Below are 10,365 nucleotides of genomic sequence, written 5' to 3'. Positions count from 1 at the left end.
TAGGCTGGCATAAAGTGCTTTGTATCAAGCATTTGCCTATGCTAAACGTCAATTGGGCTAGAGTTTATATCATTCACTTCTCATAACCATACAAGTGATTTTTAAGTAGTAGTTTCGAGAACCTTCCTTGGTTAGGGGGCGGAGGGGAATGGCGAGACTCCTGCGGGAAAAGAGTGCTAGGTGAGACCCCGGAAGGCGTCAGCCTGAGGAGGCTCATCGCGCTCCCGCGGAAAGCGAGTTATTCCCCGCAGCCCCCATCCACTCAAAAAACATCTCGAAACTGAGTCTTCCACAGTTCTGCCATTTTGTTTATTAACTTAGTGGTGGGTATTGTGTCTATTACATAGCTAAGCTTTTAAAAAGGACATTGACTCCAATCCATCCGAATTTGAGCCCGTAATAGATAAGAATCAGGCTCGCTATCCCCTGGACCCATTTCAATAGTGAAGAATTTACGAGGTACCTCCCAAAATGAACAAAAAATGCTAAATTGGCATTCCACAAACCAATTCCAAGAAAAACCATGGAACTGATAATGAACGATCGAAACATGTTTTCTTCCTGTAGAGCACCACTCAACACGGATCCATAGATACTGATCCAAAACAATAGATTCATTGGATTCGTTCCTGCAATAATTACTCCTCTAACATAGGAGAGTAGAGCTTGACCTTTATGGCGACGTTCATAGTCTTCCTCCACCCTCCATTCTTCTCTAGCACGTAGGCTCGTCCAACCTGCATGAACCAGGACGATACACCCGACAAGCATCAAAGCAACCTGCACCCATGTCCACGTCAAAAATATACCCATTCCAAAAAACATAGCCGCCATGAGCAACAAATCGGAAGACATTCCTCCAAGCCCTACACAAAAAGCAGACCAAAACCCAAAGGTAAGGCCTCTTCTCATGATTTCTATATTGATCGGCCCGACAGGTGCTGCTATGGATAGTCCTAGCAGAATAGAGCTTACAATTAACCCAACCAAATCCTCCCCCCTTTTTATAACGAGGCTCAAAAAAGAGGAACGATAAGCTCGTCCCTCTGTGCTATTCTAATCAACAACGATATATGCGATCATTGGACCATCCGAAGCGATTTCGGAATGAGTTGTGCAGATCAGACGATAAATGCCTTCTTTTTTGAATTGAAGATCTACGACCGTCTCTTTGCCTTGCTCAACCACGCCTTTGACATCCGTGCCTTCAATGTAAAAAGGATGTTCTTTTCCATTCACTCCATAAATACTCAGTTTAAAAGGTTCATCTTTTTCCACAAAGATCGTCCCCGGGTCCCAACGGTAAGCTTCAATTTCTTTCCCATCAGCCGTCTCCGCCTTAAATTCACCTGTCACCAGGTTGATGACCCTGGGTTCTCCATTCACGGGCTCTGTAGATGTCGAAATCGCTCCTTTCCAGAAAAAGCTCCCAATAAAGTAAGCAGCAAAAGCGATAATAATGGCACCTAAAAGCAGGCCGACTTTTCGTGCAGACAAAATCCACGCATCCATGCCATACCCCTCCTATCTTTCGTTAGTTCATTTATATGCAAAGGAACTACGAAAACTTGTCTACTTTTTAAAGAAAAGCTCCCGTTTGTGGAAAACTCAGTTTCGAGATTTTTGTTGAGTGTTGGGGGCTGCGGGGAATGACTCGCTTTCCGCGGGATCAGAAGAAGCACATACCGCGTATCCACAAAGGAAGCCATACCTCGTTGAAATAATGCATGACAAAACCTGGCCATGGATGCGAGGTCAGGGAAACGACGATTTTCAATGCCTTGAAACAGTCAGTAGAAAAACATACACGTTCGTGTCCCCATTTGCTTTTCATGCGGACGTTTCCCAGACCCTGTTCTCACGCCTTATTCGCGCAGATCTCTGGGTAGGCTTTATTACAGAGATCGGAGGATTACTGGTAGAGGGATTTCGAGAACTCCGTATGGTAAAGGGCGAAGGGAAACGGTGAGACTCCTGTGGGAAGTGCGTGGTAGATGAGACCCCGCACAGCGTTAGCTCGAGGAGGCTCATCACTCGCCCACGGAAAGCTAACCTTTTCCCGGAGCCCTAAACTCCTACAAAAGTCTCGAAACTAAGTCTTCAAAAAACCTGCCATTATACAGACTAAAAGAACCACACCTGTGGCGTGGTTCTTTTGGTCAATAGAATATTTTCGGGTCAATCCATTCCGTGTAAGACGAAGATTCTTCAGGGTTCGTTGAGTCAAGTAGCAAGGAACCACATTTTTGGTCAAATTTAAAAGGGATAGCCTGCCTATAGTCGGAAGGGTGGATATCTGCATTTCGATATTCTGTAAACGGACGGTCAAGCGGCTGGTCTTCGACATAATCTTTCTTTAACTCTTCTATAACGATACGACCGACTTGCCTGCCCAGGCGCAACCCCTCGTCATTGTCCACAGGGTAGTGTACGCCGGCGTATAGCCTTGAGCGAGCATTTTCTTCAGCAAGTTCCCGTAGTTTTCTTCTTTCTGCAGGAAAGAAATAACTGAGGATGATTTCTGCAGCCCCGGAAATTGTTGCGTGGCCGGATGGATAAGAAGGATGTTTCGGCGTACAGATAACAGTCCGTAATTGAGGATCCAACTGGTTGGGACGCGGTACCAGCCATCGGTATTTCAATGACCAGCACACAACGAAGGCATCATTCATTCCGCTGAAACCAGCCCCTAAAATGCGAGCGGCTCTTGGGGCTTCTACACCATAAGTATCAATCAGACGGTCAACGATAGGGACCCATTGTTTTGAAGCTGCTCCCTCTCCCCAATAAATAGCTATCTTCCTTTGATCCGCTGTCAAATGTGCTAAAGTTTCTTTAACGACCTTCAGTTCCCTATGCCAGTCGATAGTTTCTGGATCTTTGACGGCTAACCGTATCGGAGTCCCATCCAACGTTTTAAACCCGTACCGGCGGCTGTGTTCAATAAAATAGGTCTTCCATCTCCCGGCTTCAAACTCCACCCCTTCGTTCGTTAATGGTGGGCGGCTTTCGCCCGCATAAGGCAGATCGGTCCAGTAAGGATACGGCTGATTTAGTGACATGGTCACCCCTCCCTTTTCCTCATCTTATGCGACAGGATGGGCGAAGGTGTGAGACTTAGCCGTACCCTCTTTGAGTCTTATCCGATGTTTGAGCTCGAATGAGAGCTGCATATTCCCCACCATGCGCCATAAGTGTCCGATGATCTCCTTTTTCAACGATCTTTCCACTCTTGAGTACGAGAATAACATCAGCTGAGCGAATGGTATGCAGACGGTGAGCAATGACAAAACTCGTCCGCCCTTTCATTAAATTCGTGAGTCCGGCATTAATCTTCATTTCTGTAACTGTATCGATGCTGCTTGTCGCTTCATCTAATATCAACAAGGAGGGGTCTGCAACCATGGCACGAGCAATGGAAAGCAACTGCCTTTGTCCATGACTTACCCCTTTTCCATCTGAATCAAGGATCGTATCGTATCCGTCTGGCAGCTGAGTTATGAATTCATGGGCCATAGCAGACTTGGCAGCCTGTTCAACCTCCACATCTGTAGCATCCAGTCGACCGTAACGGATGTTTTCTCTTATGGTCGTGTGAAACATAGTGGCATCCTGCAGGACTACCCCCATCCTGCTCCTCAGACTGTCTCTTTTCACGCTTTTCAGGTCAACGCCATCCAGCAGGATCTTACCCGAGTCCGGGTCGTAGAATCGTGACAGCAAAGAAATGATTGTCGTTTTCCCTGCACCTGTAGGGCCTACGAGTGCTACTGTTTGTCCAGCTCCTGCTTCAAAAGTGATATCCGAAAGCGTCTGCTGATCCCCTTCATAAGAAAAATCGACATGCTCAAATCGGATATTACCCTGGATATCTGAAACGTCCTGTGCCTTGTCTTCGTCCAGCCTCTCTTCTTTTTCATCAAGGACTTGAAATACTCTGTCTGCCCCTGCTACGGCTGATAAAATCATGTTGAACTGGTTGGCAAGATCGTTTAACGGGCGGGTGAATTGGCGGGAATAGGTGGTAAATGTGACGATGATCCCTATTGATATCGAGCCATTGAGAGCAAGAATCCCGCCTGCTCCGACGATGATCGCAAAACTTACATTATTCAACATGTTCATCAGCTTTGGAATAAAACCGGTGTACACTTGTGCGTAGTATCCAGAAGTTCGTAATGCTTTATTTTTTTCTCCAAACTCACTAATGACATCTTCTTCTTTGGAAAACATTTTGATGATGGACTGTCCGGAGAACATTTCCTCTACATAGCCATTTACATCACCAAGGTCCTTTTGTTGCTTTTTAAAATAGGGACCCGTTCGGTTTGTAATCCATTTCATTCCAAAGTACATAACAGGAATGATGGTCAAGGTCAGCAGTGTAAGCATAGGACTTAACCAAAGCATGATGATCAATGTACCGGTAATCGTCAATAAACTCGTGAAGAATTGAACGATTGCTGTATTCAAGGTTCGACTTACGTTTTCAATATCGTTCGTAAGCCTGCTCATCAACTCCCCCTGCTGCATTTTTTGAAAGAAAAGAACAGGGAGCAGCTGAACATGCGAAAAAAGCTGCGACCTCATTGACTGGACCGCGTTTTGAGCAATCCCGATCATCCAATAGTTTTGCAGCCAGAGGAAAAGAGAATGAAACAAGTAAACAATCAACAAGCTCCCCAGCAGGATAAGAAGGGTATCTGATTCAGGACTTTCTATGACCATGTCAACCGTAAGACCTAGAAGATAAGGACCCAGTAAAGACAAAGAGGAACTGACCAGGATCGCAGCCAATACGATGATAAACCTTACTCTTTCCTCCGCCATGTAAAGCCAGATTCTCCGAAGTGTCCCCCTGAGGTTTTCAACTTTCGGAGGTTTTGAACCAAGCCCGTGAGGATGGCCCATTTTCGGTTTCGAATGTCTACTCATGACGTAACCCCCTCTTGTTGGGATTGATGAATTTCAGCGTAATATTCACTTTGCTGAAGCAGTTCGTCATGCGTGCCCTGGGCGATGATTTCCCCTTGGTGAAGGATTAGAATGAGGTCTGCTTTTTGAATTGAACTGACTTTTTGAGCAACAAGAAACACGGTACATGGCTGGTCGTCCAAACTGCGTAAAAGCCTTTTTTCGGTATGAGCATCCAGAGCACTCGTACTATCGTCCAAGATCAAAATCCGTGGCTGGCGCACAAGGGCTCGTGCAATCGAGAGACGCTGCTTCTGGCCCCCAGAGAAGACGACCCCTTTTTGTCCGATTTGTGTCTCATAACCGTTTGGTAAGGCGGCGATGAAATCATGAATCTGCGCCTGCTTAGCCGCTTTCACAACCTCTGCGTATGTCGCATCCCCTTTTCCCCAGGCAATATTTTCCTTTACCGTCCCTGAAAACAAATGAACTTCTTGGGGGACGAGACTGATTTGCTTTCTTATCTTTTTCACATGGAGATTTTCGATATCCACTCCATCCAAAAAGAGTTGGCCTGCATTTTTTTCATACAATCGGGGTATTAAATGAAGCAAGGATGTTTTTCCGGCACCCGTTTCTCCGATAATGCCGACAGTGGTTCCCGGCATGGCATGGAAGTTCAGATCTCTAAGCACATTGTAACCACCTCTTTGAAGAGAGACATTTCGGAAGCGCACCGCGCCCTCCAACTCTTTGTCTTCGCCTGATGTATCCTCATCTGTGTGTTGATGCAGCACCTCTGTGATTCTCTCAGCAGAGGCCTGCCCCCGTGAGATGACCATGATCAAGAATGTAAAAACAGAAAAAGTAAACAGTATTCTTGTCGCGTAGTTAATGATGGCGACCAGTTCACCTGCTTCCAAGCCTGCATTCCTCAGTATTTGTGAGCCAGCAAAAAGGAGGACCAGGATGACGATATTCATTCCGAACATGACCACAGGCATAGCCACTTCCATCAGCCATAATGCTTTTTTATTTTGAAGAACCAACGATTCATTCGCCTGTTGAAATCTCTTCTCTTCCTGTTCTTTTCTATTGAAGCCTTTAATCAAGCGAATTCCAGCGATATTTTCCCGAATGATCGTATTGAGCCCATCGAGCCTCTGCTGAACTACCTTAAACCACTTGATTCCTTTTGTAAGAAGGAAGAATAAAAACAATAAAAACACAGGTACACTACTCAGTAGAAGGAGTGCAAGTTCTACATCAATTGTAAAGGCCATTACTAAAGCAAAAATGATAAAAAGCGGAGCCCTGAGTCCAATCCTCACAAACATGAACAGTAAATTTTGAATCTGGATCACATCATTGGTGATCCTTGTGACCAGGCTCGGAGTCGTAACGTTTTGGAAATGACGGGCTGAAAACTCCTGGACTTTAGCAAATAGATCGTTTCTCAAATCATAACCCACCCCCTGACTCAGGTCGGCAGCAAAGAAAGAGTTGGTCACACCGGCGGTAAAGGCGATCAATGATAAACCTAAAAGTATGCAGCCCCATATTAAAACGGCATTAAAGTCTTCGGCTATGATTCCTTCATCAATGATTTTAGCCATGAGTATGGGCTGAGCCAGTTCAACCAGTAATTCTATGAACATAAGAAGAAGGGCAATTGATGCAGACCTTTTATAAGGAAAGGTATAAGAAAAAATCGTACGCATACAAAATCCTCCAAACGTGGATCAAATCTATAGACCTGTTATACAGATCTGGAATGTCTTGCATTGATTAAAATGTGATGTTCTTGCATGGTTTGAGACTCTGGAAAGATTTCGTTATACAAAAATAACAAGTCCAGCTATTTCAGTATAACATTTGTATAATACTAACCCTTCTGCTGATGTGCGCCACTGAGCCAAAAACACGGACTTACATGTTGATTATTCACAATCGTTTAAGTCATAATAGGCAATGTACACGCACATTTATGTAAGTACTTGTTACCCGTATAAAAAGCAAATAGAATTATAGTAATAGTATTTTCCCGAACAAACAGGAAGGTGATCCATTTATGGACAACATAAAACCGATTTTCCCCGTTTCTGAAGAATTGTTAGAACTCGTGGACTTGTTAAATCAAGTCTCGGAATCGGAAGAAGAAAACGTCATCCCTCAGACCATGACGGTATTGAACAAAGTTTATGCCCAGGGGATATTGGAAGGCTACGAAAAAGCCATGCAAAAACAAGGACAAACAACAAAAAAATAACGTGAGGTGAAAACAGATGAAGGAAGATGGGATCGGCCTTGATGTTACTCTTGAAGTGGTATGCGGAAAGTGGAAAGGGTTAATTCTTTGGAAACTCATCCACGAAAATCATCTGCGTTTTAATGCACTGCGGCGGTCCCTTGATGGAAACATCTCTTCCCGAATTCTTGCCAGAGAGTTAAAGAAACTCATCAATGATGGCTTAGTCGAACGTATCGATTATGAAACCGTGCCTCCCAGAGTAGAGTATCGTGTGACACCTTATGGGCGGACAACTGCCTCTTTCCTGGAGAAGATGAACGAATGGGGCATCCACCATAAGCGGAGGGCGGACCAGCATGAAAGTCTACCTGACGTAACGAATCAATTAAAAGAACAATAGAAAAAAGAGGCACATATGCCGGTGAGTGCCTCTTTCCGCAGGACCCTAAGAGCGGTCATTAGGATAAACCAGGCCGATTTGCCTCCGGGCTTCCTCCATGACTTTCGCTGTAATCAGCGTATGCTCCAACGAATTATTCTCCGACCGACTTTTTTCCTTCTCCACCAGACTAATAAATTCAGCCGCTTCATAATACATAGGTGAAAACTCATCTTCGAAAATAAGCTCTTCTATGGATCCATCTCTATACATGATTTTTATATCTTTCGGCTCTGAAATATTGGGAATGAGCATCGTACCTTTTTCCCCTTGAATTTCAGAAGGAGCATGAGAATCCACGATTTTGGAGTGCACCACCACTCCCTCCATGTCATCATACGCTGCTATCACACTCCCTTGACCATCAACACCAGAATCCAAAAACACGGCATTGGCCTGGACATGATTGGGCGCACCAAAAAGAGCGACCATCGGATAAATTCCATAAATACCAAGATCCATCAAGGAACCGTTCGACAGTTCAGGTTTAAAGGCATTTAAAACCTCACCTCTTTTGTATGCATCATAACGAGAGGAATACTTACTGAAGTTTCCTACAAAACGTCTCACTTTGCCGATTTTATGTAGATGTTCCTGTATGCTTAAAAAACCCGGCATGAGTGTAGACTTCACTGCTTCCATTAACACAACGCCTTCTTCTTTGGCTACTTCAATCATTGAAGCAATTTCCTGTTGATTAGAAGCCATCGGTTTTTCACATAAGATGTGCGTTCCTTTCCTCATGATCGTCTTCGCCTGCTCCGCATGAAAGGCATTCGGGCTCGCAATATAAATCGCATCCACATTCGAACTTGAGGCCATTTTTTCTATATCTGTGTAAGTCTCACGTACACCGTGTTTGGATGCAAAAGCGGCTGCTTTGTCTTCTGTACGAGAATATACGGCCTGTAATGTGAAATGGTCATGCTGTTTCGCTGCTTCTATGAATTTTTCTGTAATGGTATTGGTTCCTATAATTCCAAACTTAACCATGTAAGACACCTCCAAAATAACCTATCCTCATTATACATGAAATCAGTTAGAAACACCCACCCACAGCATTGGCTTAATCCATGTGTTTCAAGGCAATTTTAGCCAGTACCTGCTGACCTTTTGCCGTTGGATGGACATCCCCCTTGATGATGTACTCAGGGTGACCATGATAGGCTTTATAAGCATCGATAAGTGTAACGGAAGCAAAGTGTTTCAGCAGCTTGATTAAGGAAGCGTACTGTTGGTTAATATAAGCTAGCGGCGTGTTCAACTGATCACCGGCAGCTGGATAAGGATTGTAGATGTTGTAGACGAGGACCTTCCCGCTCGTTAATTCGTCAATCTCAAGAATGGTCGAATAGACATTATAAATGAGATCTCGAATAACCGGGGCAGCCTCCTCCATTTTTAAACCATCCAGCCCCCCATTCTTTTTGACGACATTCAATAAATCGTTGCCACCGATATACACAATGACATAATCGGCGTTCTTTATACTCTTTCTGAAGATATCATTGGATTGCACAGCAGTTAACAATTCAGCAGATGTCAGGCCGGGAATGCTCAAATTGGTCACTTCTATATCCTTTTTCACTCCAATTAAAGATGGAAACGACTCTTTTGGAGGATTACTATTATCTTCATCCAAGTTGTAACCAAATGGAATAGAATCTCCGATGGCGACCAATCTCTTTTCTTTAAATGCTGCTAGGTCCGAAGGTGCCAGAAGGACAGCGAACACCATGACCAGGATCCAAATATTCTTCATTCTCTACCCCTGCCTTGATTTATATGTAAAACATGACGCCTGATGATCACCAAGCGTCACATCTACTTATTTTGCTATAAACATTTGTACCCAGTAGTTGCCGTCTTTCGCATATCCGACACCAATGTGCGTCACATTCTTATTCATAATGTTCTTACGGTGACCTGAACTGTTCAACCAGCCATCGACAACTGATTGCGGAGACTGCTGGCCTGCAGCAATGTTCTCAGCTGCTGTGGAGTAATCCACTCCAAATTCCCTCAGCATATCAAAAGGACTTCCGTAGGTTGGAGAAGTATGGGAAAAATAATCGTTCTTCGCCATATCTTCAGATTTCGTTTGGGCTACTTCTTCAACTTCATTGCTATTTTTAAGAGGTTTCAGACCATTTTTCTCACGAGCTTTGTTCGTCAAATCAATGACCTGTTGTTGAAAATCACCCGTTGCCTCATCGCTCTCTCGTGCAGTATTATCACGATTTTGCTCAGCTTGATCAGGGTTTTGTCGTTGCGCCTGGTCTCCACCTTGTGGATCTTGAGTGTAACGGCCATCATGGTCAAAAAAGTATGGACCTTGAATGGATCTGTTTGTTCCACTTGGGTTCATGCCTTCAAAAGGAATGTTGGCATCAAAGCGGTTTTGACCGTATGCCCCTGGTTCCATTTCTCCCGGTTGATTTCCGTTCCCTTGCATTCCTTGGTCTTCTGGACCAAAACTGACTTGATTCAAGTTGTTACGCTGACTTTCACGCGCACGTTCTTCCGATGTATTACAAGCAGCTAACATGGCAATCATCATGAGCGCTGCGAATAGAATAAACCACTTTTTCTTCATCATGCATCCTCCTCAGGATTAATCTTCACGTTTACTATTTGCATCAAAGCAAACAATATCCCTGAGAAGAAGTACCAGTTCAGCACACCAATTCCTCTTTATTTCACATAAGCTCCTTTTAGTTGAAGACTCAGTTTCGAGACTTTTGTAAAGTGGATGGTGCAG

General features: G+C 44.3%; 10 protein-coding genes. 2 read left to right on the top strand and 8 right to left on the bottom strand.

Annotated features, from left to right (window positions below):
* Window positions 1-339: 339 nt before the first annotated feature.
* The 5 genes from VKA52_RS04360 to VKA52_RS04340 form a co-directional block, all read right to left on the bottom strand.
* Window positions 340-990, bottom strand: coding sequence for a LysE family translocator (locus VKA52_RS04360; protein WP_326314320.1), 651 nt, complete (start codon window positions 988-990; stop codon window positions 340-342).
* A 66-nt stretch (window positions 991-1,056) separates the two neighbouring features.
* Window positions 1,057-1,512 carry a hypothetical protein gene (locus tag VKA52_RS04355; protein WP_160910686.1) on the bottom strand — a complete coding sequence of 152 codons (456 nt, stop codon included), beginning with the start codon at window positions 1,510-1,512 and terminating at the stop codon, window positions 1,057-1,059.
* 647 nt (window positions 1,513-2,159) lie between these two features.
* Window positions 2,160-3,062 (bottom strand): vanadium-dependent haloperoxidase, encoded by a 903-nt coding sequence (locus tag VKA52_RS04350; protein WP_326314319.1) that lies wholly within the window; start codon window positions 3,060-3,062, stop codon window positions 2,160-2,162.
* Between the two features lie 55 nt (window positions 3,063-3,117).
* Window positions 3,118-4,935, bottom strand: a complete 1,818-nt coding sequence (locus VKA52_RS04345; RefSeq protein WP_326314318.1) for an ABC transporter ATP-binding protein — start codon at window positions 4,933-4,935, stop codon at window positions 3,118-3,120.
* Window positions 4,932-6,635: an ABC transporter ATP-binding protein gene (locus VKA52_RS04340; RefSeq protein ID WP_326314317.1), complete on the bottom strand. Its 1,704-nt coding sequence runs from the start codon at window positions 6,633-6,635 to the stop codon at window positions 4,932-4,934. Before VKA52_RS04340 ends, VKA52_RS04345 begins: the two co-directional genes overlap by 4 nt.
* A 350-nt stretch (window positions 6,636-6,985) precedes the next feature.
* Between VKA52_RS04340 and VKA52_RS04335 the strand changes: the two genes are divergently transcribed.
* Window positions 6,986-7,183 (top strand): hypothetical protein, encoded by a 198-nt coding sequence (locus VKA52_RS04335; RefSeq protein WP_206946543.1) that lies wholly within the window; start codon window positions 6,986-6,988, stop codon window positions 7,181-7,183.
* A gap of 16 nt (window positions 7,184-7,199) precedes the next feature.
* On the top strand, window positions 7,200-7,565 hold the full coding sequence (locus VKA52_RS04330; RefSeq protein ID WP_326314316.1) for a winged helix-turn-helix transcriptional regulator: 366 nt from the start codon (window positions 7,200-7,202) through the stop codon (window positions 7,563-7,565).
* A gap of 45 nt (window positions 7,566-7,610) precedes the next feature.
* On the opposite strand, the gene VKA52_RS04325 is transcribed toward VKA52_RS04330, so the two are convergent.
* The 3 genes from VKA52_RS04325 to VKA52_RS04315 form a co-directional block, all read right to left on the bottom strand.
* Window positions 7,611-8,597 carry a Gfo/Idh/MocA family protein gene (locus tag VKA52_RS04325; RefSeq protein WP_326314315.1) on the bottom strand — a complete coding sequence of 329 codons (987 nt, stop codon included), beginning with the start codon at window positions 8,595-8,597 and terminating at the stop codon, window positions 7,611-7,613.
* 73 nt (window positions 8,598-8,670) lie between these two features.
* Complete coding sequence (locus VKA52_RS04320; RefSeq protein WP_326314314.1) at window positions 8,671-9,366, bottom strand: SGNH/GDSL hydrolase family protein; 696 nt, start codon at window positions 9,364-9,366, stop codon at window positions 8,671-8,673.
* A gap of 66 nt (window positions 9,367-9,432) precedes the next feature.
* Window positions 9,433-10,200 carry a CAP domain-containing protein gene (locus VKA52_RS04315; protein ID WP_370551106.1) on the bottom strand — a complete coding sequence of 256 codons (768 nt, stop codon included), beginning with the start codon at window positions 10,198-10,200 and terminating at the stop codon, window positions 9,433-9,435.
* Between the last annotated feature and the right edge of the window lie 165 nt (window positions 10,201-10,365).

Origin of the sequence: Halobacillus sp. HZG1, from assembly GCF_035818575.1 — a bacterium.
Taxonomy (GTDB): Bacteria; Bacillota; Bacilli; order Bacillales; family Halobacillaceae; genus Halobacillus; species Halobacillus litoralis.
The sequence above is the reverse complement of the archived record's forward strand: the minus strand, read 5'-3'. Positions and strand labels throughout refer to the sequence as shown.